The 26,348-nt window shown below is 72.2% G+C and carries 19 protein-coding genes; 3 read left to right on the top strand and 16 right to left on the bottom strand.

Going from position 1 to position 26,348, the window contains the following annotated elements; genetic code table 11:
• Positions 1-181 precede the first annotated feature (181 nt).
• A complete protein-coding gene (locus tag ACFXAZ_RS29020; protein WP_384597178.1) occupies positions 182-1,144 on the top strand; it encodes an SMP-30/gluconolactonase/LRE family protein in 963 nt (320 codons plus the stop codon).
• Between the two features lie 44 nt (positions 1,145-1,188).
• On the opposite strand, the gene ACFXAZ_RS29015 is transcribed toward ACFXAZ_RS29020, so the two are convergent.
• From ACFXAZ_RS29015 to ACFXAZ_RS28970, 10 genes are all read right to left on the bottom strand, one after another.
• Entirely contained in the window at positions 1,189-2,364 is a 1,176-nt protein-coding gene (locus tag ACFXAZ_RS29015) for an SUKH-4 family immunity protein (RefSeq protein ID WP_384597176.1), read from the bottom strand.
• Between the two features lie 469 nt (positions 2,365-2,833).
• The gene (locus ACFXAZ_RS29010) at positions 2,834-5,140 is read right to left on the bottom strand and encodes a xanthine dehydrogenase family protein molybdopterin-binding subunit (RefSeq protein ID WP_384597174.1); all 2,307 of its coding nucleotides are present in this window, start codon (positions 5,138-5,140) and stop codon (positions 2,834-2,836) included.
• Positions 5,137-7,179: a 2Fe-2S iron-sulfur cluster-binding protein gene (locus tag ACFXAZ_RS29005; RefSeq protein WP_384597172.1), complete on the bottom strand. Its 2,043-nt coding sequence runs from the start codon at positions 7,177-7,179 to the stop codon at positions 5,137-5,139. The genes ACFXAZ_RS29010 and ACFXAZ_RS29005 overlap by 4 nt, the downstream gene beginning before the upstream one ends.
• The gene (locus ACFXAZ_RS29000) at positions 7,176-8,069 is read right to left on the bottom strand and encodes an FAD binding domain-containing protein (RefSeq protein WP_384597170.1); all 894 of its coding nucleotides are present in this window, start codon (positions 8,067-8,069) and stop codon (positions 7,176-7,178) included. The genes ACFXAZ_RS29005 and ACFXAZ_RS29000 overlap by 4 nt, the downstream gene beginning before the upstream one ends.
• Before the next feature lie 345 nt (positions 8,070-8,414).
• Positions 8,415-10,043 (bottom strand): beta-N-acetylhexosaminidase, encoded by a 1,629-nt coding sequence (locus tag ACFXAZ_RS28995; protein WP_384597184.1) that lies wholly within the window; start codon positions 10,041-10,043, stop codon positions 8,415-8,417.
• Between the two features lie 253 nt (positions 10,044-10,296).
• On the bottom strand, positions 10,297-11,151 hold the full coding sequence (locus ACFXAZ_RS28990; protein ID WP_382681278.1) for a carbohydrate ABC transporter permease: 855 nt from the start codon (positions 11,149-11,151) through the stop codon (positions 10,297-10,299).
• On the bottom strand, positions 11,148-12,119 hold the full coding sequence (locus ACFXAZ_RS28985) for a carbohydrate ABC transporter permease (protein WP_384597182.1): 972 nt from the start codon (positions 12,117-12,119) through the stop codon (positions 11,148-11,150). Before ACFXAZ_RS28985 ends, ACFXAZ_RS28990 begins: the two co-directional genes overlap by 4 nt.
• Before the next feature lie 47 nt (positions 12,120-12,166).
• Positions 12,167-13,465, bottom strand: a complete 1,299-nt coding sequence (locus ACFXAZ_RS28980) for an extracellular solute-binding protein (RefSeq protein WP_384597168.1) — start codon at positions 13,463-13,465, stop codon at positions 12,167-12,169.
• A 265-nt stretch (positions 13,466-13,730) separates the two neighbouring features.
• Positions 13,731-14,045 (bottom strand): DUF3039 domain-containing protein, encoded by a 315-nt coding sequence (locus ACFXAZ_RS28975; protein WP_382681270.1) that lies wholly within the window; start codon positions 14,043-14,045, stop codon positions 13,731-13,733.
• Between the two features lie 1,002 nt (positions 14,046-15,047).
• Positions 15,048-15,620: a YqgE/AlgH family protein gene (locus ACFXAZ_RS28970; protein WP_384597166.1), complete on the bottom strand. Its 573-nt coding sequence runs from the start codon at positions 15,618-15,620 to the stop codon at positions 15,048-15,050.
• Positions 15,621-15,880: 260 nt separating this feature from the next.
• Between ACFXAZ_RS28970 and murA the strand changes: the two genes are divergently transcribed.
• Entirely contained in the window at positions 15,881-17,221 is a 1,341-nt protein-coding gene (murA, locus tag ACFXAZ_RS28965; RefSeq protein ID WP_382681264.1) for a UDP-N-acetylglucosamine 1-carboxyvinyltransferase, read from the top strand.
• Between the two features lie 261 nt (positions 17,222-17,482).
• Here murA and ACFXAZ_RS28960 read toward each other — a convergent pair whose 3' ends face one another.
• The 6 genes from ACFXAZ_RS28960 to ACFXAZ_RS28935 form a co-directional block, all read right to left on the bottom strand.
• Complete coding sequence (locus ACFXAZ_RS28960) at positions 17,483-17,764, bottom strand: HU family DNA-binding protein (RefSeq protein ID WP_004000874.1); 282 nt, start codon at positions 17,762-17,764, stop codon at positions 17,483-17,485.
• A 372-nt stretch (positions 17,765-18,136) separates the two neighbouring features.
• Complete coding sequence (locus tag ACFXAZ_RS28955; RefSeq protein ID WP_384597164.1) at positions 18,137-19,555, bottom strand: NAD-dependent malic enzyme; 1,419 nt, start codon at positions 19,553-19,555, stop codon at positions 18,137-18,139.
• Between the two features lie 431 nt (positions 19,556-19,986).
• Entirely contained in the window at positions 19,987-22,590 is a 2,604-nt protein-coding gene (locus ACFXAZ_RS28950; RefSeq protein WP_384597162.1) for a HelD family protein, read from the bottom strand.
• 483 nt (positions 22,591-23,073) lie between these two features.
• Positions 23,074-23,847, bottom strand: coding sequence for an anti-sigma factor family protein (locus ACFXAZ_RS28945; RefSeq protein ID WP_384597160.1), 774 nt, complete (start codon positions 23,845-23,847; stop codon positions 23,074-23,076).
• 50 nt (positions 23,848-23,897) lie between these two features.
• Positions 23,898-24,479, bottom strand: coding sequence for a sigma-70 family RNA polymerase sigma factor (locus tag ACFXAZ_RS28940; protein ID WP_382681249.1), 582 nt, complete (start codon positions 24,477-24,479; stop codon positions 23,898-23,900).
• 316 nt (positions 24,480-24,795) lie between these two features.
• A complete protein-coding gene (locus tag ACFXAZ_RS28935) occupies positions 24,796-25,473 on the bottom strand; it encodes a CGNR zinc finger domain-containing protein (protein WP_384597158.1) in 678 nt (225 codons plus the stop codon).
• Positions 25,474-25,724: 251 nt separating this feature from the next.
• Here ACFXAZ_RS28935 and ACFXAZ_RS28930 point away from each other — a divergent pair, with 251 nt between their 5' ends.
• Positions 25,725-26,342, top strand: a complete 618-nt coding sequence (locus ACFXAZ_RS28930) for a DUF1772 domain-containing protein (protein WP_384597156.1) — start codon at positions 25,725-25,727, stop codon at positions 26,340-26,342.
• Positions 26,343-26,348 lie beyond the last annotated feature (6 nt).

The following is a 26,348-nucleotide window of genomic DNA, read 5'->3' as shown; positions in this document are numbered from 1 at the left end:
GCCACGGACCGGCCTGGCCCCGCCTCGTTCCCGGCAGCCCCGGGGCCATCGCACGAGGGCCACCGGCTCTCAGCCCACTCTCAGCATCGGGTGGTTGTGTCGGGGCCTCGATGAGCCCCACCTCACTCGCCTCGGAGGCCGAGCCTTGTCCCGGAAGCATCCCCTCCCCAGTCGTCGTGCCGTGATCGGCGCCACCGCCCTGGCCGCCCTCACCGGCGGCATCGGCGCCGGCTCGGCGACCGCCGCCCCCGCATCCCCCTCCCCCACGTCCCCCACGTCCCCGTCATCCACGTCGTCGTCCTCGTCCACCGCCGACTGGCCCACCGAGATCGCGCTGCCCAACGGCTTCCTGCCCGAGGGCATCGCCATCGGCGCCGGGCCGTACGCGTACTTCGGCTCCCGCGCCGACGGAGCCGTGTACAGGGCCGATCTGCGCACCGGCACGGGCAGCGTCGTGTACGCGGGCGAGACCGGCACCACCACCAACGGGCTGAAGGTGGACCACGACGGCCTGCTGTATCTCTCCTCCGGGTCCACCGGAGGCGCCGCACGCGTCGTGGACTCCGGTACCGGCCGGCTCGTCGCCCACCACCAGCTGACCGACCCGAGCGGCCACTTCATCAACGACATCGCCCTCCTCGGCGATCACGCCTGGTTCACCGACTCCTACGACGCCGTCCTCTACGGTGTCCCGCGCGGCGGCACCGGGGACATCCGCGAGCTGCCGATCGGCGGCGACTGGGTGCAGCCTGCCAACGGGATCGGCGCCAACGGCCTGGTCGGCACCCCCGATCGCACGGCACTGATCGTCGTCAACGGCGGCAAGCTCTACCGCGTACCCCTGGCCACCGGCGAGGCCGTCGAGATCACCCTCAGCGGCGTCGACGCCCTCACCTACGGCGACGGCCTGCTGCGGATCGGCCGCACCCTCTACGTCGTCCAGAACCGGCTCAACCAGGTCAGCGTCCTCGATCTCGACGCCGCGATCGGCACCGCCGTCCTGAAGCGCACCGTCACCGACCCGCGCTACGACGTCCCCACCACCGCCGCCCTCCACCGCGACCGCCTCTATGTGGTGAACGCCCGCTTGACCACTCCCCCGGCCCCCGACACGACCTTCAGCGCGATCGGCGTCCCGCTGTGAGCCGCTGAGCCACGGGAGGGCTGAGCCGGTGCCGACCGCCGCGGTCAGAGGACCCCGGCCGCCTCGTCCTGGAGCAGTCGGGTCCAGTAGTGCCAGTCCACCGGGTGGTGGGGGGAGCCCGCCGGGTCGACGGCTCTGAGGACCCGGATCATCGTGGCCGCGAGCTGGTCGTAGGCGTCCGTCGTCAGCTCGTGCGACAGCTCGCGGTCGATGGCCCGCTCGCGGCGCAGCAGCCAGAGGGTGAAGGCGAGCGTGGAGACGTCCGTGTTGAGCGAGCGCAGGGTCGTCTCCCGCTCGCTCCAGGCCAGGATCTCGCCCGTCGCGCCGTCCACCAGCAGGGCGTGGTCGTCCACGAGGCGCCCGAGGCGGATCAGATGGGCCGCCCGCGGCGGGAGTTCGCCTCTGCGCGACCCGCTCCCGCCGTCCTCCGCGTAGTGCTCGGCGAGGGTCGGCAGCTGGACGTCCGAGTCGAACGTGAGCAGCGTGCCGTCCTCCGGGAGGCCCGTCTCGCGCAGGAAGCGGCGGGTCGGCTCGTGCGTGAGCGTGGACGGGAAGTCCATGTCCTCGAAGCGCGCGAGCCGGCCGGGCCCGAACTCGCGGTCCAGCAGCCGCGGCGGCAGGTCCAGGGTCAGCCCGGACCGGGTGCCGGGACCGGCGACCAGGGCCAGCGGCCGGATCAGCGCCGCCATCTTCCAGTACGGCGGCACCGCGCCGTCCGTGCCTTCCTCGAACACCGCCAGGAGCTGCCGCGACGCCTCCTGCGCGGCCTTGGTGCCATGGCGCCCGGCATAGGCCGCGAACCGGCCGCGCAGATCCGCCAGTTCCTCCGTCGCCGCCGCGAAGGTGACCAGCGCGCGCAGGGAGGGCGCCAGCGGGCGGGTGTCCCCCGCGTGCGGGCGGTCGTAGGGGAAGTACGCGGTCATGACCGCGCCCGTCGCGCCGTCGAGCAGCACCGACTCGGCCGCCCCGCCCTCGGGGGTGAGCAGCCCGCCTATCACCAGGCGGTCGCGCAGCTCCGCCGCGAGGATCCCGGGGTCGCCGGTGGTGTCGGCGACCGTCCGCAGTCCGTCCCTGCGCAGCTGCTCGAAGGTCAGCAGATCGCTCACGCACGGCAGTCCGGGACCCGTCAGCCAGTGGCGGGTGGGCGCGTGCGTGATGTAGGGATCCAGGTCGTGCTCGGTCAGGGTGATCGCCGCGGTGACGGCACCGGTCATGCTCATTCGTCCCCCGTGCATGGTTGTCAGGGGTCGGTCCGCCCGCCCGATCCCGCGGCCGTCCCCACTGCCCGAAACACTACGCGCTGCCACTGACAATGCGCTCCGACCTGCACAAACGCGATTCTCGGCACGGACCTCACCCACCCGGCCGGGGCAACGGCTCCGTCGATACCGGCCGTCACGCCCGGCCCGGCCCGCCCACTCGGCCCGCGAACGCCACGTCCGGCCGGCGGCACCCCACCCGGCCACTCCCTCAGACGTCGGAACGGGCCCGGCGGTTGTCCCGTCCCCCATGATTTTCTCCGGCACCGGCACCGGCACCGGGCGACGGCCCGCGGCAGCACGGGCCGCCCGGCGGTCACAGCCCGCGGACCACCTGCCGCCGGGTGACCACCCGCTGACCTGACCACCGACCACCGTCTGCCCGGCGACCACCGATGCCCGCCGCCGACCACCTACCGCCGGTGACCGCCTACTGCCCGGTGACCACCGCGGCCTGCGGCCGGATCGGCAGCCGGTTCACCGCCCGGCCCGTCGCCGCCCGTACCGCCGACGCGACCGCCGCCGGGGAGGCGACGACCGGCGCCGCGCTGACCGGCTTGGCGCCGAACGGCGCGACCACGTCCCGCTCCTCGACCAGCTTCACGATCCTGATGTCCGGGGCGTCCAGCGCCGTCGGCAGGGCGTAGCCGGTCAGATCGGGGTGCCGGATCACGCCGCGCGGGGTGCGCAGGTTCTCGGTGAGCGCGATGCCCACGCCCTGGGTGACCCCGGCCTCGATGCGCGCGGCGAGCTGCGCCGGGTTGAGCACCCGGCCGACGTCCTGGGCGACCGCCAGCTCCACCACCCGTACCGAGCCCAGTTCGATGTCCACGTCCACCACCGCGCGGATGGCGCAGAAGGCGAGCCCGACGAAGGCGTCGCCCTGGCCGTGCTCGTCGAGCGGCTCGGTCGGATGCGGGCGGCACTGCGCGGTGGCCCACAGCTCCTTGCCGTCCAGCGCCTCGGCGACGGTCGTGGAGAGCACCCCGTCGTACGACGTGATCTTGCCGTCGGCGATCTGGAGCAGCTCGGTCGACATGCCGAACTTGTGCGCCAGGGGCTGCAACAGCTGCGTACGGACCATTTTCGCGGCCCGTTCCACCGCGCCGCCGGAGACCCAGGTGTGGCGGCCCCGGCAGCCCGCTCCGGCGGGCGGCTGGTCGGTGTCGACCGGCGCCACATGGACCTCTTCGACGCCGAGCGTCTCCTGGACGATCTGCCGGGCGAGGGTGGTGAAGCCCTGGCCGGTCTCGACGGCCGCGCACAGGACCGTGGCGACCCCGTCCTGGACCTTCACGGTCGCCGTGGAGACCTCGTCGGCGCCCTCGCCGCCCAGCATGTGCACCATGCCCAGGCCGTAGCCCACGCCCCGGCGCACCGCGCCCGGCTCGCCCGCGCCCTCGGGGCCGCCGGGCAGCAGCCACTCGTCCTCGGGCGTGTCCTTGGGCAGCGCGGGCAGCGGGAAGTCGCGTACCGCCTGGAGGAGTTCGGCGACCGGTGCCGGGCAGGTCACGGTCTGGCCGATGGGCAGGATGTCGCCGGTGGCGAGGACATTGCGCAGCCGCAGTTCGGCCGGTTCGACGCCGAGCTTCTTGGCGAGCTTGTCCATCTGCGCCTCATAGGCGGCGCACACCTGCATCGCGCCCTCGCCCCGGGCATGGCCGGAGGGCGGGTTGTTGGTGCGCACGGCCCAGCCCTCGATGAAGGCGTTGGGGACGACATAGGGGCCGCACGCGAAGGACACGGCGGCGGCGAGGGTCTCCGCCGAGGTGTCCGCGTAGGCGCCCGCGTCGAGCAGGATCTGGGCCTCGACCTTGACCAGCTTGCCGTCGGCGTCCGCGTGGTGGCGGTAGCGCAGCAGGGTGGGGTGGCGGTGGACGTGGCCCAGGAAGGACTCCTCGCGCGTGGCGGTGAGTTTCACCGGGCAGCCGGTCCTGAGCGCGAGCAGGCCGAGCGGCAGCTGGAAGCCCTGGTCCTCGCGGTCGGCGGTGGCGCCGGGCACCCCGGTGACGACGATCTTCACGCGCTCGGGTTCGAGGCCGTAGCAGGCGGCGGCGGTGTCGCGGTCGGTGTGCGGGTCGGTGGAGGCGAGGTACAGCTCCACGCCGCCGTCCGGCCGGGGCACGGCCAGGCCCGCCTCGGCGCCGATGGGCGCGGGGTCCTGGCGGCCGATGCGGTACAGGCCCTCGACGACGATCTCGCCGTTGACGTCCGGATCGCCGTGGCGCAGCGGGATGTGGCGGATGAGGTTGCCGTCGGGGTGCAGCGGCTCGGCCTCGAACGCCCGCTCGGGGTCGGTCACCGGGTCGAGCACCTCGTACTCGACGATGACGGCGGCGGCGGCCATCCGCGCGGTGTCGGGGTGGTCGGCGGCGACGGCGGCGATGGGCTCGCCGTGGTGGCGGACCACCTCGGAGGCGAACACCGGGCGGTCGGCTCTGCCGCGGCCGTGCAGCGCCACGCCCGGCACGTCCTCGTGGGTGATCACGGCCCGTACGCCGGGCATCTCGCGCGCGTGGGACACGTCGATGGACACGATGCGCGCGCGCGGGTGCGGGGAGCGCAGCACGGCCGCCCAGAGCAGGCCCTCGGCCCACAGGTCGGCCGCGTAGGGGAAGGTGCCCTCGGTCTTCGCGCGCGCGTCGGCGGCGGGCAGCGACGCGCCGATGCCGTGCGGGATCGGCTCGGCGGTGGGGACGGCCTCCGCGGTGGTCGCCGTGGCGGCTTCGTTGCTCACGCCTGGCCTCCGTCCTGTCCCGGTCCGGTTCCGGTTCCGAAGGCCCGGTCATGGCCCTGGCCCCGGGGCGGGTCGAACGCCGACGGGTTGATCCCGCCGGCCCCGGGGCCCGCCTGGTGAGGAATACGCGGCTCGTCGCCGCCGTGTTCGGCGGACTCGGCGGCGCCGGCGGAGCGCTCGGCGGCGACCTCCTGCACGGCGTCCACGACGGCCCGGTAGCCGGAGCAGCGGCACAGGTTGCCGCAGAGCGCCTGGCGGGTCTCCAGCTCGGTCGGCGCCGGGTTGCCCTCCAGCAGGTCGTGCACGGTCATCGCCATGCCGGGCACGCAGAAACCGCACTGCACCGCACCGCACCTGGCGAGCGCGCGCTGCACGTCGGAGGGCTGTCCGTCGGTGGCCAGGCCCTCGACGGTGCGCACCTCGCTGCCGGCCGCGGTGACCGCGGGCACCAGGCAGGAGGCGACGAGGCGGCCGTCGACCTGGACGTTGCAGGCCCCGCACTCGCCCTGCGAGCAGCCGTCCTTGGCGCCCGCGAGACCGAGCCGCTCACGCAGCACGTACAGCAGCGACTCGCCGATCCAGGCGCCGGTGACGGGCCGGTCGGCGCTGTTCACGCGGAGCACGTACGAGGCGACGGGGTGGTCGTCGTGCGAGGGCGCCGGAGCCTCAGCGGGCTCAGCGGGCACGCCGGGCGCGTCCGGCGTGCCGGAATCGTCCTCGTCCTCGGGCTGGTTGGCGTCGTCGAAGGCGTCGGAGGCATCGGGGACGCCGGAGGCGTCCGTGCCGTCGGGGGCGGCCTCGGCAGCGGGCTGTACGGCCGTCTGGGCGTCCGCGGGCGGCGGGGTCGGCCCCGAGGCCACGAAAGCCCTCACGACAGGCCCTGTGGGGCCCTCAGCGGCCCCGGGAGCCTCGCCGGCATCCGGGGTGACACCTCGCGCCTCACCGGCCCCCTGAGGCGCGGCGGGCGCCTCGTGGACGTCGGGGGCGGCGGGCGGCGCCTCCACGGGAGACGCGACCTCGGCGGGCGCCCCGGCCTCGACCGGAGACGAGACCTCGACCGGGGACGCGGCCTCAACCGAGGGCCCGGCCGCCCCGACCGAGGGCCCGGCCATGCCCGGAGGCACCGCCACGCGCAAGGCCACGGTGTCCGAGAAGTCCCTGGCAGAGGCGGCGGCCCTGCCCCCCGGGACGGTCCCGCCCTCCCCGGCAGGCGCGGCCCCAGCGGCGGACGCACCGGGCGCCCCGGCCGGGCCGGACACGCCGGGCACGCCATGTGGCGCTCCAGCAGCCGGAGTTCCCCGCGCGGGCGTGTCGGTGGCCGGAGCCCAGACCTGCCCCGCACCTTCCGTCGCCCAGGGCGCGGCGGCGCCGCCGGGGAGCGTCGGCGGCGGCGTTCCGCCCCACTGCTCGACCAGCGTCGACGTGGTGAACTCGCCCGACTCGTCCGGAAGGTCGCCGTTGGCGACGGGGATCGACCACTGGCCGGTCACATCGTGGCCCGGCGCCGGGACGGACGCCTCCGGCGCGGTGACCTCCTGGAAGTTCCACTGCCCGGTGGCACCCGGGTGGTACGAGAAGCGGTCCCCCAGCGCGCCGCCGTGCGAACCGGCACCCTGCGGACCGGAACCCTGCGGACCTCCGCCATACGGACCGGCACCCGACGGGCCTCCGCCGTGCGCACCGACCCCGCGCGGGTCGCCCCCGCGCGGATCGCCGGGGTGCTGGACCCCGCCCTGATGCCCCGTGTCCAGGGACTGCCACTGGGTGCCGTCGGGGGGCGTGGCCGCGAGGTTGGTCCAGGTGCCGGTGGCGGACGGGTCGGTGGCCGCCGGCGGGGCGGGCGTGACCGCGATGGGCGGCGGCACATAGCCGTGGCCGGGCGCGGCGAGCGGGCTGTCGGAGGCCGCCATGAGCGCGTCGATGCCGCCCTCGGGGAGCTTGACGAAGGCGGTGGCGCCGTCGTCGTACTCGCCCTGGGGCAGCGGGTCCCAGCGGCCACCGCCCTGGGGCACGCCCTCTCCGTGCTGGTCGTCGGTCATGACAGTGCCCTCCCCAGTGCTCGTCGGGCCAGCGCGGCGACGGATCGCCGCAGATGCAGTACGGCGGGCGGAAGCTGCGGTACGGAGCCGTCCTCGGCCGGGGCCGGGTCGGGGATGCAGGCGGCGGCCACGTACTCGCCGAAGGCGCTCAGCGCCTCGGGGACGAGCGCGCGGTCGTTGTCCCAGTCGATGAGCCGGGCGACCCACTGCTCGGCGTCCAGCGGGCGCAGCGGCATCGGCGCTATGGCGCCGACGGCGCACCGTACGCCGCGCCGGGCCGGGTCGAGGACCAGGGCGACGGAGGCGACGGCGCGCCCGGGGCCGGTGCGCGCCGTGGCCTTGAGGAAGACCTGCGGCGCGTGCAGCAGCGGCACGCGCACGAAGCCGATGAGTTCTCCCGCGCGGAGCATCGCCACGCCGGCCAGCAGATGGGACACCGGGATCTCCCGGCGGGTGCCGCCGGGCCCGGCGATGACCAGGGTGGCCTCCAGGGCGGCGAGCACGGGCAGCGCGTCGCCGGTCGGCGAGGCGGAGGCGATGTTGCCGCCGAGGGTGCCGGCGTTGCGGATGTGCGGGGGGCCCGCCGCGCGGGCGGCGGCGGCGAGCGCGGGGATGAGGGCGGCGAAGTCGGGGCGGCCCATGCGCGCGTGGGTGAGTCCGGCGCCGAGCAGGGCGTGGCCGTCCTGGTACTGCCAGCCGCGGATCTCGCTGATCCGGCCGAGGCCGACCAGCGCGGCCGGGCGGAGCTGGCCGGAGTTGACGGCGGTCATGAGGTCGGTGCCGCCCGCCACGGGCACGGCGGCGGGCAGGGCGGTGAGGGCCGCGACGGCCTCGTCCAGCGTCGTGGGCAGCGTCACGGACTGCGCCGCCTGCGGTGCGTGCGTGGTCAAACCGGCTGCCCCTTCCCGCTGTCCCCACCTGTTCCCGCCTGTGCGCCGTACGGTACGTGCCGACAGGGCGGACGTGGCAACTCTGGCACATCTTCGCAGGGCACGAACGCGGGGGTCCGCTAGGAGGCATTCGCCCACCTCATCGAGGAGATGGTCCGTTTTCACACGGCATCACCCACGCGCGGCAATTGGCACTCTTCGATGACTCTTGGGAGTTTTTTCCATAATCTTTTCAGGCACCTGTTCGTGAACAGGAGGCATCTGTTCGGGAACGTCAGGTATCCGTTCGGGAACGGGAGAGGGCGGGCGGGAGCAAGCATTCCCACCCGCCCGTTTCACCTCACCTCACCGCTGGGGCGGCTCCCCGTCGATCGGCCGTCCCAGCACGCCCGGCCGCATCTGCCACGGCTTCGGGCCCGTCGGGGGCCGGTAGGCGACGCCGAGGGCGTCAAGTCGCCCGTAGTGGGCGGTCATCCGGCGCTCGAAACCGGCGAAGTCCCGCTCGGCCGGGGCGGGCAGGGCGCTCCAGGCCACCTCGGCGAAGGCGGCGAGCCGGGGGAAGACCTGGTAGTCGACGCGGGCGGAGTTCTCCATCACCTCGGACCAGACGTTGGCCTGGGTGCCGAGCACATGCCGGGCCTCGTCCTCCGTCAGTTCCGCGGGAACCGGCTCGAATCGGTAGACGTTCTCCAGGGTGCGCACGAATCCGATCGGCACCGGCTCGTCCGGTCCGCCGTCCTGACGGTGGTCCAGATACACCTGCTGCTCGGGGCACATGACGACATCGTGGCCCGCGCGGGCGGCGGCGATCCCGCCCCCGTAGCCGCGCCAGGAGGAGACGGTGGCGCCCGCGGCGAGGCCACCCTCCAGGATCTCGTCCCAGCCGACGAGGCGGCGGCCCCGCTCGGCGAGCCAGGTGTCGAAGTGCCGGATGAACCAGGACTGCAACTCGTCCTCGTCCTTCAGCCCGAGTTCCGCGATCCGGGCCTGGGCGAGCGGCGAGCGGCGCCACTGCTCCTTCGGGCATTCGTCGCCGCCGACGTGGATGAACTCGCCGGGGAACAGTTCCAGCAGTTCCTCGAGCACCCCTTCGTAGAAGCGCAGGGCGCTGTCAGTGGGGGCGAGTACGTTTTCAGAGACGCCCCAGGTGTCCCAGACCGAGAGGGAGGTGGTGTCGGTGACGTCCGCGTTGCCGAGTTCCGGATACGCCGAGATGGCGGCCTGCGAGTGCCCCGGGATGTCGATTTCCGGGACGACGGTGATATGCCGCTCGGCGGCGTAGGCCACGATCTCGCGGATGTCGTCCTGGGTGTAGAAGCCGCCGTGCGGCCGGTCCTCCCACAGCTCAGAGGCGCGGTGCCCCCATTTGGTGCGTGAGCGCCAGGAGGCCACCTCGGTCAGCCTGGGGTAGCGCTTGATCTCGACGCGCCAGCCCTGGTCGTCCGTCAGATGGAAGTGGAAGACGTTGAGTTTGTGCGCGGCCAGCAGGTCGAGATAGCGCAGCACGCCTTCCTTGGGCATGAAGTGCCGGGCCACGTCCAGCATCATGCCGCGCCAAGCGAATCGTGGCGCGTCCTCGATACGGGTGTACGGGAGCCGCCACTCACGGCCCGGCAGCGGGGCACGCCGGAAGGCGTCCGGGCCGAGCAGTTGCCGCAGGGTCTGGGCACCCCGGAAAAGCCCGGCGGGATCGCCGCCCACCAGGTTCACGCCGTCCGGGGTGACATCCAGACGGTAGCCCTCGGCGCCGAGTTCGGCGGCGATCGAGGGGTCCAGACCGAGCCGTACGGCATGGGCGGCCCGGTCCGGGTCCGCGCTCGCCGGGGAGAAGGGCAGACCGGTCGCGGCGCCCAGCTGCGAGCGCAGCCAGCGTTCCGTGGTCCCGGTCCCCGCGCCGGCGACCAGCGCCGTCTCCGGTCCCAGTACCAAGAATCCGTCCCCGTCCGCCGTCACCCGCAGCGGCGCGGGAATCAGCTCCGCCGCCGAAGTCGTACCGCCCGGCGTCGCGTTCGGAGCGCCTGTGGCGGGAGAGGTCCCGCCCACCGAAGTCTTACTCACGGAAATCCCATCCATAGAAGTGGGGCCAGAAGTGGGGTCAGAAGTCGGATCAGATGTCGGATCGGAAGCCGGACAGGAAGTAGGAAGTCGGATCGGAAGTCACGTCAGGCGCCGGATCGGAAGTCACGTCAGGCGCCGGATCGGAAGTCGCGTCAGGAGTCACACGGCGTCAGTCCTTGACCGCTCCGCCGAGTCCGGACACCAGCCGGCGCTGCACCAGTACGAAGAAGACCAGCACCGGAATGGTCATCACGGTGGAGGCCGCCATCACTCCTCCCCAGTCGGGATCGTCGGGTTTGTAGAAGACCAGCAGAGCCATCGGAAGGGTCGACTGGGAGGTGTCGCTGATGATGAAGGAGCGGGCGAACAGGAAGTCGTTCCAGGTCGAGATGAAGGAGAACACACTGGTGGCCACGAGGCCCGGGAAGACCAGGGGGAAAAGGATCTGCCACATGAATCGCGAGCGGCTCGCCCCGTCCAGATACGCGGCCTCCTCCAGCGCCTCCGGCACCGCTTTCACAAACCCTCTGAGCATCCACACGGCGAAGGGCAGCGAGAAGGCGATGTGCGGCAGGATCAGCGCGCCCAGCGTGTTCAGCTGGCCGAAGTCCCGCATGAGGAAGAACAGCGGGATGGTGAGCGCCTCGATAGGCACCATCTGGGCCACCAGGAACATGATCATCACGGTGGTCCGGAAACGGAACTTGAATCGGGTGACGGCGGTCGCCGCGAGAAACGCGATGAGTGCCGAGGCGATGACGACACAGCTCGCGACGAGCAGGCTGTTGAGGAAATACCGCCCGAATTCCTGCTGCCCGAACACCCGCCGGAAGGAATCCAGCGACGGGGCCAGGGTCCAGGGCCGGGGCTCGGTCGACTCGATCTCACCGGCCGGTTTGAAGGCGCTCAGCACCATCCAGTACAGCGGAAAGGCGACGACCAGGGCGATGACCAGCGCGGATGCCTCGGCGGCCAGCCGCCAGGGACGGCGCGGACGCCGGACCAGAGAACGCACGACACTCACAGTTCCTCCCCCTGGCGGCGCAGCAGCCGCAGATAGATCAGGGTCACGGCGAGCAGGATCAGCAGCATCACGACGCCGATCGCCGAGCCGAGGCTGTACTGCGAGGACGCGAACGCCTGTTGGTAGGCGTAGACGTTCAGGACCAGGTTCTGGCCCGCGATGCCGCCGCCGTTGGTCATGACGTAGATCTGGGTGAAGACCTTGAAGTCCCAGATCACCGACTGGATGGTGACGATCACCAGGATCGGGCGGAGCATCGGCGCCATGACCGAGCGCCAGATGCGCCACTGCGAGGCGCCGTCCAGGGAGGCGGCCTCCAGCACCTCGGTGGGGATCGCGCGGATCCCCGCGTAGACGGTGACCATCACGAACGGGAAGGAGCACCAGACGACTTCGAGGAGCACCAGGAAGAAGGCGCTGTAGCGCCCGTACGTCCAGGAGTGGTCGCCGAGGCCGAGGATCCGGTTGACCGGGCCGAAGTCCGGGTCGAACAGCAGCAGCCAGACGGTGGAGCCGGTGACCGCCGGGGTCGCCCAGGCGCCGAGCGCGGCCATCATCAGCGCGAGCCGGGGCAGCGCGCGCACCCGGGTGAGCAGCACGGCCAGCGCGCAGCCGACACCGAGGGTGGACACCACACAGGCGGCGGCGAAGACGAGGGTGGCGAGCAACACCTGCCAGAACTGTTCGTCGCCGAAGAGTTCGCTGTAGTTGCCGAAGCCCTTGAAGGTGGTCGGTTCACCGCCGCTGACCTGCGCCTGGGTGTACTCCAGGAAGGAGATCAGACCGAGCTGGTAGATCGGATAGACGAGCAGCCCGCCGAGCACCACGAGGGCGGGCGCGAGATAGAGCCAGGGGGTCCACGACGGACGCCGTGCGCCCTTTCGCCCCGGGGGGCGCGGGGGTCTGCGCGAGGAACCCCCGCCGGCCCGCACCCCCGCGCGCCGGCCGGGCCCGGTCTTGCCGAGCACCTCACTCGGCGCCTCGCCGGGTGTGTCGCTGGTCGTACTCACCTGGGTCACCCGGCGGACGCGAAGGAGGCGTCCATCTTGTCGGCGGCGTCCCCGGCGGCACCGGCGACGTCGTTCTTGCCGCTGACGATCTCCTGGAACATGGTCGGCAGCACCTGCGAGGCGTCGATCTCGGCCCACGCGGGCGAGGCCGGGACGAACTTGGTGTCGGCGGCGAGGGTCTGGACGAAGGGCTCCACGAACGAGTCCTTGGCGGCGGCCTCGTCACGGACGTCGGCGTAGGTCGGCAGGAAGCCCATGGCGTCGAAGAGTTCGCCCTGGGTCTTCTTCGAGGCGAGCTGCTGCATCAGGTCGACGGCGAGGGTGCGGTGCGAGGTGCTCTTCAGTACGCCGATGTTGTTGCCGCCCGCGAACGCCGGGGCGATCGTGTCCGCCTCCACGCCGGGCAGCGGGACCACCGCGTACTTGCCCTTGACCTCGCCCGCCTCGATGGCCTGGTGGCTGAAGTCGCCGCCGATGGCCATGGCGGCCGTGCCGGAGGCGAAGGCGGTCACGGTGTCGTTGCCGGTGAAGCTGGCGCACTTCTCGGCCGGACAGTTGTCGTCGCCGAAGAGGGAGGTGTAGGCCTCGATGCCCTTCTGGGCCGCCGCGCTGTCGATGGCGGAGGCGAAGGAGGTGCCCTTGCCGGTGGCGAGTTCACCGCCGTTGGCCCAGATGAACGGCATCGCGCCGTAGGTGTAGGCGCCGCCGACGGCGAGGCCGTACAGGTCGGGCTTCTCCTCGCGGATCTGCTTGGCGGTGGAGATCAGCTCGGCCTGCGTCTCGGGCACCTCCAGGCCGAGTTCCTCGAACACGTCGGTGCGGTAGTAGAGGGCGCGGACGCCCACGAAGAAGGGGGCGCCGTAGACCTTGCCGTCGACCGTGACGGACTGGCGGGCGGTCGGGTCGGCGTCCTTGCCCTCGTCCCAGGCGTCGAACTCCGCCGTGACGTCGGCGAGTCCGCCGTCCTTCACATAGCCGGCGGTGTCGGTGTTGCCGTACTCGATGACGTCGGGGGCGCTCTCGGGGTCGTTGAACGCGGCCTTGATGCGCTGGGCGCGGGTCTCCACCGGGATGTACTCGACGGAGACCTCGGTGCCCTCGTGGGTCTTCTCGAAGTCGTCGATCACGGACTCGACGACCTGTTCCTTGGGCTGGTTGTTGACCTCCTGGAAGAGCCAGACCCGCAGGGTGCCGGTCTTCTCGTCCTCACCGGAGGCGGAGTTGTCGGAGGTCGAAGGGGCGCAGGCGGCCCCGGCCAGAGTTGCGGAGACCAGCAGGGCGGCCATACGGACGGACAGCTTCATGGAGTGCTCCTCCGGGAGTGCGGCGTTGCCTCGTTGCAACATGCGCAATGCCTGTTTCGCTGTGCACAACACTGCGGAGGTTATGGAGTGAATGAACGGACTTACAAGAGGTCTCAACCACTCTGTGACCGGGCGACGCATTCCCTGCAACGGGCCGCGCTCCGGCAGAGCACGCAAAAGCCCCCGAAGCGTGTCGAAACACACCTCGGGGGCCTCTGTACGTCACACGGTCGAGCGGGACCGGCAGCGGCGGATCGTCCGCCTGTTACTTGTTTCCGCCCTTGCCGCCCTTACCGCCCTTTCCACCCTTGCCGTCGTCCCCGCCGGCGCCCATGGACTCGTAGATCTCCTTGCACATGGGGCATACGGGGTACTTCTTCGGATCGCGGCCCGGCACCCAGACCTTGCCGCACAGCGCCACGACGGGGGTCCCGTCGAGGGCGCTCGCCATGATCTTGTCTTTCTGGACGTAATGGGCGAAGCGCTCGTGGTCACCGTCACCGTGGGAGGTCTGCGGCGTCGGCTCTACGAGGGTCCCCGTCCCAGTCCCGCGCTCGGGCTCGGGCTCAAGAGTGCTCATAAAAACCAAGAGTACTGAAGCTCACAATGTTCGGTCCGGCGACAGGTGCGCGACCGGTGCGCGGGGGCGCGCACCGGGTGCCGGGGGCGGGGAGGAGACGGGGCGGGGCTCGGGGGCAGGGCTTGTCCTACGGGGGTGAGGTGGGGGCGGACGCCCGGTCGGGGTCGGGGCGGGTACTCCGTCTCCGTCGGGGTCGGGGCGGGCGAGCCGCCGGTGGTCCGGGCCGGGGACTGGACCGGTACGGGGGGATCGCCTGGCCGGGGGCTGGACCGATACGGGGGGGGATCGCCGGGCCAGGTCGGCCACGGATCGCTGTACGAGACGCTCGCGCCGCCGGGACGGGCGGGCGACCCGGTCGCATGCGGCACGCTCGGCGGGGGCCGCCGCGCCGATACGGCGAAGGGGGGCCACGCGCGGGCGGCGAGCGGGTGGGGTGCGGCGAGCCCGTCGGGTACGCCAGGCGGCTCGGACGCTGCGAGTCTGTCCAGAGCGTCGGATGGGGCGGACGCGGGCAAGCCCGTCGAGGGCATCGGACAGGTCGGACGCGGCAAGGGCACGGGTTGGCTCGGGCCCGTCAAAGGCACCGCTTGGCTCGGGCCTGTCGAGAGCACCGATCAGCTCGGGCTCGTCGAGAGCATCGGCTGGTCGGGGGCCCGTCGGGGCACCGGCAAGCCGGCTCGGAAAGGCCACCGTTCGACGCCGCGAGCCACCGAACCGGCGCGCGGAATCCGCCGGGTCGGCACGCGGAATCCTGCGAGCCGACCGCGCGAAACCGGGCGGGTCGGCACGCGCAATCCCCACCGAGCCGACGGGCGCAATCCGGCGAGCCGGCACACGCAACCCACTGAGCCGACGCCCACAGTCCGGCAGGTCGGCACACGCAACCCACCGAACCGACGCCCACAATCCGGCAAGTCGGCGCGGGAATCCCGCGAGTCCACTCGGCGCAGGCCCACCGCCCCGCCGACCCCCCGCCCGTACTCAGCATTCAGCGAAGGATCGTCAATTCAGCGAAGGATCGTCCGGATAAGTGGCCACCATCGCCAACTCGTTCCGCTGGCGCCGCAGCACCTCGCGCCACAGCCGCTCCGGCTCCGGTGAGGAGACATCGCCGGGTTCGGACTCGACGACGTACCACGCGCCCTCGACGAGTTCGTCCTCCAGTTGGCCGGGGCCCCAGCCGGCGTAACCGGCGAAGATTCTCAAGGAGCCGAGGGCGGCGGCCAGCAGTTCCGGCGGGGCCTCCAGGTCGACCAGGCCGATCGCGCCATGGACCCGGCGCCAGCCGAGCGGCGCCCGTTCGGCCGAGGCGCCGCCCGGGATGACGGCGACGCCGAGGGCCGAGTCGAGGGAGACCGGGCCGCCCTGGAAGACGACGCCGGGCTCGCCCGCGAGGTCCGCCCAGGCCGCCAGGATGTCGCCGACCCCCACCGGCGTGGGGCGGTTGAGGACGACACCGAGGGAGCCCTCCTCGTCGTGGTCGAGGAGCAGCACGACCGCGCGGTCGAAGTTCGGGTCCGCCAGGGCGGGTGTGGCCACGAGCAGCCGCCCTGTGAGCGAGGACACCTCGGTCATGCCAGACATGATCCCGCATCTTGCTGTCAGGTGTGGAGCCAACGGAGGCACGGAAGGCAGCGCAGGCCAGGGGCGGACGGGGGCGTCCGGGGCGCACGGACCGGGCGGTGACCCCATGTGCCCGGCCGGGAGCGGTTCGTGTTGTGACACAGCTATGACAGGGCTGAGCCGCCCGCGGACTTACGGCAGAGGGGCCGACGGCGATTACTCTGTCTCTCCCGGCCCCACCCGAATTCCACACTCCACGGAACGCGAGATTCATGACCGTCAACGACGATGTCCTGCTGGTCCACGGCGGAACCCCGCTGGAGGGCGAGATCCGTGTCCGCGGTGCGAAGAACCTCGTACCGAAGGCCATGGTCGCCGCTCTGCTGGGCGGCGAGCCGAGTCGACTGCGCAATGTCCCGGACATCCGTGATGTCCGGGTCGTCCGGGGCCTGTTGCAGCTGCACGGGGTGACGGTCCGTCCGGGTGAGGAGCCCGGCGAACTGGTCCTGGACCCGACGCACGTCGAGAGCGCGAACGTCGCCGACATCGACGCGCACGCGGGTTCGTCCCGGATCCCGATCCTGTTCTGCGGGCCGCTGCTGCACCGCCTCGGGCACGCCTTCATCCCCGGCCTGGGCGGCTGCGACATCGGCGGCCGGCCCATCGACTTCCACTTCGACGTGCTGCGGCAGTTCGGGGCGACGATCGAGAAGCGGGCGGACGGCCAGTACCTGGAGGCGCCGGCCCGGCTGCGCGGTACGAAGATCCGCCTTCCGTACCCCTCCGTCGGTACGACCGAACAGGTGCTGCTGACGGCGGTCCTGGCGGAGGGCGTGACCGAACTCTCCAACGCCGCCGTGGAACCCGAGATCGAGGACCTCATCTGCGTCCTCCAGAAGATGGGTGCCATCATCGCGATGGACACCGACCGCACGATCCGCATCACCGGGGTCGACAAGCTCGGCGGCTACGACCATCGCGCCCTGCCGGACCGTCTGGAGGCCGCGTCCTGGGCGTCGGCGGCGCTGGCGACCGAGGGGGACATCTACGTCCACGGCGCCCAGCAGCGTTCGATGATGACGTTCCTGAACACCTATCGGAAGGTGGGCGGCGCCTTCCGGATCGATGACAAGGGCATCCGCTTCTGGCACCCGGGCGGCCGGCTGAAGTCCATCGCGCTGGAGACGGACGTGCACCCCGGCTTCCAGACCGACTGGCAGCAGCCGCTGGTCGTCGCCCTGACCCAGGCCACCGGCCTGTCCATCATCCACGAGACGGTGTACGAGTCCCGCCTCGGCTTCACCTCCGCGCTCAACCAGATGGGCGCGCACATCCAGCTCTACCGCGAGTGCCTCGGCGGTTCCGACTGCCGCTTCGGCCAGCGCAACTTCCTGCACTCCGCGGTCGTCTCGGGCCCCACCTCGCTCCAGGGCGCCGACCTGGTCATCCCCGACCTGCGCGGCGGATTCTCGTATCTCATCGCGGCGCTGGCCGCCCAGGGCACGTCCCGGGTGCACGGCATCGACCTCATCAACCGCGGCTACGAGAACTTCATGGACAAGCTGATGGAGCTGGGCGCGAAGGTGGAACTTCCGGGCAAGCCGCTCGGCTGACCGGGCAGACCCCGGCGAAAACGCCCATGGGCGGTCCCCCCATCCGGGGTGACCGCCCATCAACGTCTCTTGCAACGCCCTGCAAAGGGGCGCGGGGAACTGCGCGACAAGCCACGACGAAGCCGTCAGCCGCCGGCCGCCGACGCGTCAGCCATCAGCCATCAGCCATCAGCCATCAGCCATCAGCCATCAGCCGCCAACGATGCCGAGCCCACCCGGCGGCGCGACCACCAGCCGGGCCCGCGCAGCGAAAACGCGCCCCTACTTGCCCTTGGCCGCTTCCTTGAGCTTGGAGCCCGCCGAAACCTTCACGCTGTAACCGGCCGGAATCTGGATCGGGTCACCGGTCTGCGGGTTGCGGGCGGTACGAGCCGCACGGTGGGTGCGCTCGAAGGTCAGGAAGCCGGGAATGGTGACCTTCTCGTCGCCCTTGGACACGATGTCGCCCACCACCTCGGCGAACGCGGCCAGCACGGCGTCGGCGTCCTTGCGGGTCACCTCGGCGCGGTCGGCCAGCGCGGCCACCAGCTCACTGCGGTTCATGTTGTTACTCCCGTGTTCATCTTGCTGTTGAGGCGTGCCCCGCGGCGGACCCGCATATTGGGCACAGCGAAGCCGATGCTGCCAGGGCCCTCGGACAGTCCCCGGACCCGGGTCCGTCGTCAGACGCTCGCGCCCAGAGACGCATCCTGCCCCTACCTGCGGCGGGAATGCCAATCCGGCACCCCCACGAGTCGTGAGAACACCCTGGGGAGTCACACGAAAAGAGGGCCTGAAGCCTGGCGACACCCTAGAGGGCCGTCTTTGCCCGTCGGTTCCACGACGCGCCGGTTTCGGGGGCCGTCACGGCGATGCGCACAGGCCCTTCACAGCCCGTACGGCACCGCCCGCAGCCCCCGGCTCCGCACCGCCAGCCTACGACGCCGTCCCGGCCGCCGCCTTCGCGGCCTCCCGCACGGCCCCGGCCACCGCGCCCGCGACCTTGTCGTTGAAGACGCTCGGGACGATGTAGTTCGGGTTCAGCTCGTCCTCGGTGACGACGTCCGCGAGGGCCTTCGCCGCCGCGAGCATCATGTCCGTGTTGACCGTCCGGGACTGCGCGTCCAGCAGGCCACGGAAGACACCCGGGAAGACCAGCACGTTGTTGATCTGGTTGGGGAAGTCCGAGCGGCCGGTGGCCACCACCGCGGCCGTCTGGCGGGCGATGGCCGGTTCCACCTCGGGGTCCGGGTTCGCGAGCGCGAAGACGATCGCGTCCTCGGCCATGGCGGCCACGTCGTCCCCGTCGAGCACGTTCGGGGCGGAGACGCCGATGAACACGTCCGCGCCGCGCACGGCCTCCTTGAGGCTGCCGGAGAGGCTCTCCGGGTTGGTGTTCTCCGCGATCCAGCGCAGCGGCGAATCGGCGGGAACGTCCACCAGGTCGCCGCGGCCCGCGTGCACCACGCCGTGGATGTCGGCGACGACCGCGTTCTTCACGCCGGCGGCGATCAGCAGCTTCAGGATGGCCGTACCGGCGGCGCCCGCGCCGGACATGACGACCCGTACGTTCTGGATGTCCTTGCCGACCACGCGCAGCGCGTTGGTGAGGGCGGCGAGGACCACGATCGCGGTGCCGTGCTGGTCGTCGTGGAAGACCGGGATGTCCAGGGCCTCGCGCAGCCGGGCCTCGATCTCGAAGCAGCGCGGGGCGGAGATGTCCTCCAGATTGATGCCGGCGAAGCCCGGGGCGATGGCCTTGACGATCTCCACGATCGCGTCGGTGTCCTGGGTGTCCAGGCACAGCGGCCAGGCGTCGATCCCGGCGAACCGCTTGAACAGGGCCGCCTTGCCCTCCATCACCGGCAGCGCGGCCATCGGGCCGATGTTGCCGAGGCCGAGCACGGCGGAACCGTCGGTCACGACCGCAACGGAGTTGCGCTTGATGGTCAGCCGGCGGGCGTCCTCGGGGTTCTGGGCGATCGCCATGCACACCCGGGCCACGCCCGGCGTGTAGATCATCGAGAGGTCGTCACGGTTGCGGATGGGGTGCTTGGACTGCATCTCGATCTTGCCGCCGAGGTGCATCAGGAACGTACGGTCGGAGACCTTGCCGAGCGTGACGCCCTCGATGCCGCGCAGCTGCTGCACGATCTGATCGGCGTGCGCGGTGGAGGTGGCCGCGATCGTGACGTCGATCCGGAGCTTCTCGTGGCCGGAGGCGGTGACGTCGAGGCCGGTCACCGAGCCTCCGGAGGACTCCACGGCGGTGGTGAGCTGCGAGACGGCCGTTCCGCTCGCGGGCACCTCCAGCCGGATGGTCATCGAGTAGGAGACGCTGGGCGCCGTTGCCATGGCCGACTTCCTCTGCTTTCACGGTGTCGCGATTTCTGCCGTCCGATCGTCGCACCTACCGCCGGGTACGTGGTAGCCGCCCCCGATTGCGCTCATTGAGTTCACGGACGGGCCGACGAAGGACCATTTTCGGAAAACGGCTTCCACCATATGAGATCCACTCCGGTGGGGCACAACGAAGAGGCTCACGTCACATGAAGAGCCGCGGGCACATGAAGAGGCCCACGTCACATCAGGACGTGGGCCTCCTCAACGCTGATGACACCGACCCGCCATGCTCGCCTCGCGGCAAGTGGTCGCTCGTAGCGACGAAGGTTGGGCCCGGGGGCTTGGATCGGGCCGGTGCCACGTCAAGGCTAACAAACCGATCCCGTACGGCCATTCCCGCACCGGAAGTTCATCTGCGAGCCGCCCGGAAACACCTGGCCGGGTCAGTCCCGCAGCAGGTCCGGTACCCCGTTCGGGTCCGGCTGGTCGCGGTCGGCGGAGACCACCGTGAGCTGCTGGGTGGCCCGGGTCAGGGCGACGTACAGCACCCGCAGGCCGGCCGGGGACTCGTCCGCGATCTCCGCCGGGGAGACGACCACCGTGGCGTCGTACTCCAGGCCCTTGGCCTCCAGGCTGCCGAGGGCCACCACCCGGTCGCCGAGTCCGGCGAGCCAGCGCCGGGCCTCCTCGCGCCGGTTCATGGCGACGACCACACCGACCGTGCCGTCCACCTGCTCCAGCAGCCGCTCGGCCTCGGCGCGGACCGTCCGGCCGAGGGCGTCGCGTACGGCGGTGAAGCGGGGGACGATGCCGGTGGAGCGGACCGCCGACGGGGACTGCGCGCCGGGCATGGCGAGGGCGAGGACCTTGGCGGCCAGCTCGGCGATCTCGGCCGGGTTGCGGTAGTTCACCGTGAGCTGGAAGCGGCGGCCCCGGGAGAACCGGCCCGTGCCGCCGGTCGAGGGCAGCGCCTCGTCCCGGGCCTGGGCGGCCTCCTCCGGGTCGGACCAGGAGGACTGGGCCGGGTCGCCGACGACCGTCCAGGTGGCGTGCCGGCCCCGGCGGCCCAGCATCCGCCACTGCATCGGCGTGACGTCCTGGGCCTCGTCCACGATGACGTGCGCGTACTCGGTGCGCTCCTGGGCGAGCCGCTCGGCGCGCTCGCGCCGCGACTCCTCGCGCACCGGCATCAGCTCCTCCAGGCCGGTGAGCTGGTCCAGCGGGTCCAGCTCGCGCTTCTTGCGGGGGCGGGCCGGGGCGCCGAGGATCGCCTGGAGTTCGTCGAGCATCGCGATGTCGTGCACGGAGAAGCCGTCGCGCTGGAGCGAACGGGCGACCTTGCGCACCTCGCCCGGGTTGAGCACCCGGCGCGCCCAGCGGCCCAGCCGCCGCTCGTCGGCCATCGCGGCGAGCACCGCGCGCGGGGTCAGCTCGGGCCACCAGGCCTCGAAGAAGGCGATGAAGTCGTCCTCGGTGGTGATGTCCTCGTCGAAGGAGGAGCGCAGCTCGGCGGCCAGCTCCGGATCGGTGTGCCGGCCGCCCGCGCCGGACCGCTCCCACAGCGCGTCCAGCAGCAGCTTGCGGGCGCGCGGGCGCAGCAGATTCACCGGCGCGGTGCCGCCGAGGGCGGCGTGGCGGATACGTGCCAGCTGGTCCGCCTCCAGCTCCAGACGGCGGCCGAAGGCCACGACGCGGAGGCGGGCGGGGTGGGGGGCGGTGGGGTGACGGGAGGCGGTGGGGGTGGCGGGGTCCCGTACGGCGGGACCGACGCCGGGACCGACGCCGGGGGCGCCCGCCGGACCGGGCCGGACCGCGAGACCCGGCCGGCCCTCCACACCTGGCCGGCCGTGCACGCCGATCTCTCCGTCTGTCCCGTTCTTGTCGTTCTCGTCGTTCTCGTCGTCCTCGTCGCCGAAGGCGAGCTGTCCGGTGGGGGCGGAAACGGGGGCCGGGCGCAGGGCCGTACGAGGGACCGCGTGGGGGGCCGGGCGGGCGGCCGGGCCCGTGGTGCCAAGCTCCAGCACCCCGCGCGCCGCCTGCCGCAGCACCTTCAGCATCCGGTACGACCCCTTGGCGCGGGCCACCGCCGGGGAGTCGTACAGCGTGGCCTCGGTGCCGTCGACGAGGGAGCCGATCGCGCGGATGGCGACCTGGCCCTCCTCGCCGAGGGACGGCAGCACGCCCTCGGTGTACGCGACCAGCAGCGGGGTCGGGGAGACGATGAGGATGCCGCCCGCGTACCGGCGCCGGTCCTGGTAGAGCAGGTAGGCCGCTCGGTGCAGGGCGACGGCGGTCTTGCCGGTGCCGGGGCCGCCCTCGACGTAGGTCACGGACGAGGCGGGGGCGCGGATGACCAGGTCCTGTTCGGCCTGGATGGAGGCGACGATGTCCCGCATGGTGTGGCCGCGTGCCTGGCCGAGCGCGGCCATCAGCGCGCCGTCGCCGATCACGGCGAGCCGCCGGCCGTCCAGGGAGGCGGTCAGCTCGGGGCGCATCAGGTCGTCCTCGACGCTGACCACCCGGCGGCCCTTGGAACGGATCACCCGGCGCCGCACGACCCGGCCGGGGTCGACCGGCGTGGAACGGTAGAAGGGCGCCGCCGCGGGCGCCCGCCAGTCGATGACCAGCGGCGCGTAGTCCTCGTCGAGCACGCCGATCCGGCCGATGTGCAGGGTCTCGGCGATATCGGCGGTGTGGTCGTCGCGGACCGCGCCGTCGGCGGGCTCCATGGCGGTGAAGGCGCCGTCCGGGCCCTTCTTGCCGTCCTTGCCGAGCAGCAGGTCGATCCGGCCGAAGAGGAAGTCCTCGAACTCGTTGTTGAGCCGGCTCAGGTGCACCCCCGCCCGGTAGACCTGGGCGTCCCGCTCGGCGAGCGCGCCGGGCGTGCCGACCTGGCCACCCCGGCCGGCGTCGCGCATCAGCAGCTCCGCCTCGTGGATCTTCTCTTCGAGACGCCGGTACACCCGGTCCAGGTGTTCCTGTTCGACGCCGATCTCTCGGTCTCTGACGGAGTCGAGCGCGGATTCCTGTTGCGCCTGAGCGGCCACCGGGCCCCCTTCTGACGTGCTGGGCAGCCGTCCACCGTACGCGAAGGAGGCGTGCATAGGCTACGGGCCCGCCCGGCGGAGCGCACCGGGCGGGCCCGAGGTGCCCGCGTCACCTGTTCGGCCGTCGGTGGTGGCGACGCCGGTCGGGCCCGAGCCGTACGCCGGGACCTTTGGGCCCGGCCCACCCGAGCCGTACGCCCGGACCTCCGGGCCCGGCCGCTCAGAGCCGCGCACCCGGGCCTTCGGGCCCCGTCGCCCGGAGCCGCACCCCGGCCTACGGGCCGCCGCTTCGACCCGTACACCTGGGCCTCCGGGCCCGGGCGTGCAGAGCCGTACGCCCGGACTTCCGGGCCCCGCCGTTCTGAGCCGCACTCCCGGACCTCCGGGCCCCGATGCTCCGAGTCACGCCCCCCGGACTCCGGACTCCGGACTCCCCCGCCGCGCCGCTCCGAGTCACGCCCCCGGACTCCGGCGCCGCGCCGTTCAGACGTCGATCTCGACCAGCTTGTCGCCGTCGATGGTGACGACCTCGAAGCGGTCGATCTCGCCCGGCTTGAAGGCGGCGCCGCTCTGGATGTAGAGCGGGTTCCTGGCCTGCTCGGTCTGGGCGCCCTCGATGCCGTAGCCCCAGTTCGGGACGGACCAGGTGCTCATCGACTCGCGCTCGCCGTTCTCGCCGACGGCGATCAGGGAGCACTTGAGCGGGCCCTTGACGTTCTTCAGCTCCAGGACCCCGTCGGTGCCCCAGGCCTTCTCCTGCATGGCGACGGTGGCGGTGACCTCGGTGGTGGGGTCGGTCGCGGTGGCCCGGTCGGGCATGTTCTCGAACGCGGACTGCGCGGGGCTCGCGGCCTGGACGCCGGTGCCCGGGGAGCCGCCGTCGTCGCCTCCGCCGCTGGTCGCCACGGCGACGAACGGTCCGCCGACGATCAGCGCGGCAGCCGCCGCGACCATGTAGAAGGAGCGCCGCCGCTTCTGCGCCCTGCGGTCGGCGACCTCGTCGACCAGCCGTTCCGTGAGCCTCGGGGAGGGCCGCGCGGACAGCGACTCGCCGATCGCGGGCGTGCCGGTGCCGGGCAGATCGGCGAGGGCGGCCAGCATCGGTTCCATGCCCGCGAGTTCGTCGAGTTGCTGGGCGCACCATTCGCAGCCGGCGAGATGGGCCTCGAACGCGGTCGCCTCCGCGTCGTCCAGGATGCCGAGGGCGTAGGCGCCGACGGTCTCGTGCTCGTTCGGGCCCGCTGTTCCCTGCTGCATGGAGCCAGACATACCCGGACCCCCCGCTCCGTACCCCCCGTAAGTGTTCATCACGCCGTCACCCCCCGCTCCTCCAGTGCCAGCTTCATCGAACGCAGTGCGTAGAACACCCGGGAACGGACCGTGCCACTGGGTATGCCCAGTGTCTCGGCCGCCTCATTGACGGTACGCCCTTTGAAGTACGTCTCGACCAGTACCTCCCGGTGGGCAGGGGTCAGGTCGTCGAGGGCGTCGGACAGCGTCATCAGCCACAGCGCCTTGTCGATCTCGTCCTCCGCGGGGATGACCTCCAGCGGCGACGGATCGACCTCCTGCGGCCGGGCCTGCCGGCTGCGGTGGCCGTCGATGACGATGCGGCGCGCGACCGTCACCAGCCAGGGGCGTACCGATCCGGTCGCTCGGTTGAGCTGACCGGCGTTCTTCCAGGCACGGATGAGCGTCTCCTGCACGACATCCTCGGCGCGCTGCCGGTCACCCGCGACCAGCCGCAGTACGTACGCGAGCAAGGGGCCGGCGTGCTCCCGGTACAGCGCGCGCATCAGCTCCTCGTCCGGTTCCGAGGGCTGGGACATGCGATGTCGGGCCCTCGATGCACGGTCCTTGGCCACGGCCGCATCCTTGCGCACGCCCACCTCCGGTGTCCGGGGGTTCCCCCGAGTCGGTCGCTCGCCACCGGGTACGGACACGGGCCCCCGCGTGTTCAAAGGGGGGTGACAGATTTCCTTGAGGTGTGGTGACGACCGGGACATGACCGCACATTCCCCCCGCGCGACCTTTACATTTCCACCACAGATGGCAGATCGCCGCGATACCCGTGAACTCCCTCAGGGAAACGGGGTGTTACGCGTCTCACGTGACCGAGGGTCCGGCTCCGCAGCCGCAGAAGCCGCATGGCCGGCACCGGGGCAGGGCCGACTCCAGGCCCTGGTTCCGCGGGGATCCGGATCCTCAGGCGCGGGCCGGCGCCGCCGCCACTCGCCGCCGCCGGTGCCGGGCCACCCGCTCCCGGTTGCCGCACACCTCGCTGGAGCACCACCGGCGCCGACGCCCCCGGGACGTGTCCAGGTACACGACGGGACAGTTGTCCCCCTCGCACTGCCGCAGCCCGCCCCGCGCGACGGGATCCGTCAGCAGCTCGACGGTGTCCCGGGCGAGCGCGGCCAGCAGCGCGGCGCACTCGGGCGGCCCGTCCAACTCCCGTACGAGACCGCCGTCGGCGGCACGGACGGCGCGCGGTGCCGGGGGCGCGGCGGCGCGGGCGAGGGCGTTGACCCGGGCGAGCGAGGACGCCGTACGGGCTGGGGGCGCGAGGCAGGAGCGGACCAACCGGTCGATGTGCGCGCGCAGTTCCCGGAAGGCGACGGGCCAGGAGGCGTCCGCGTGGGCCAGCGGGGTGCCGGGCGGGACCAGCCGGGCGCCGGTGATCCAGGCGCGCAGTTCGGCGACCGAGCCGAGCCGTTCCGCCGGGTGCGTGGTCGCGAGCAGGTCGAGGCAGATCCGTCCGGCGTCGAACCGTGGCTCGTAGGGGGCCGGGACCGTATCGGCCGTGACCGAATCGGTCGAGACCGTACCGGCCGTGGCCGTAGCTGCCTTGGCCGTAGCTGCCTTGGCCGTGCCGAGTGCCATGTGCCTGTCACCGCCTAGAGGTTGCCCGGGGAGCGTCGCCGGGCGGGGAGAGCTGGGGAAGTTGGGCCAGCTGGGGTCGCAGGGGTCGCTGGATGAACGATTCCTCTCCCTACACTGCCTGCCCGCTCCGGCCGCCGGAAGTCCTCGTACCGCGTGGCCACCCGGCCGTCCGGTCCATGGTTGGACGCCCTCATATGCGCCCGCGACTCTGGGCCATGTCCCGGGCCGCCGGACGGCCCTTTACTGAAGACATGGACATGGACACCAGCGCCAGGAAAGCCGCGAACGGCACGGGACCCACGGAACGCACTCCGGCCACTCCGGCCACTCCGGCCACTCCGGCCACTCCGGCCACTCCGGCCAAGGAAACGGCCCGCTCGACCCGCCTGCTCCTGCTCGCGGCGATCCTCTCCACCGGTCTGGTCGCCGGCGTCTTCCTCGCCTTCACCTGTGCCGTGATGCCGGCCCTGAGCCGTGGCGAGGACCGGGTGTACGTCGAGGTCATGCGGGACGTCAACGAGGTCATCCTCAACCCGCTGTTCCTGCTGCCTTTCCTGGGGGCCCTGCCCCTGACGGCGATCGTGGCGTGGCGCCTGCGGCGTCCGTGGCTGTGGGCGGCCTTCGCGGCCTACGCCCTGACCTTCCTGATCACGGCCGCGGTCAGCGCCCCGCTGAACTTCGGTCTCGCCGCGACGAGCGACCCGGCGACGGCGCGGGACGAGTTCGAGAACGCGTGGGAGGCGTGGAACGCCGTACGGACGCTGACGTCGATGGTGGCGCTGGGTTGCCTGGCGTGGGCCCTGCTGCCGGACCGCGGCGCGCGCGGCGAACGCGGTTGGGCACCGCTGGACAGCACCAGGTACCGCTAGGCAGTG

It is taken from the genome of Streptomyces sp. NPDC059477, from assembly GCF_042749375.1.
Classification (GTDB): Bacteria; Actinomycetota; Actinomycetes; order Streptomycetales; family Streptomycetaceae; genus Streptomyces.
Note: the sequence above shows the minus strand (reverse complement) of the source record. Positions and strands in the feature narration are given on the sequence as shown.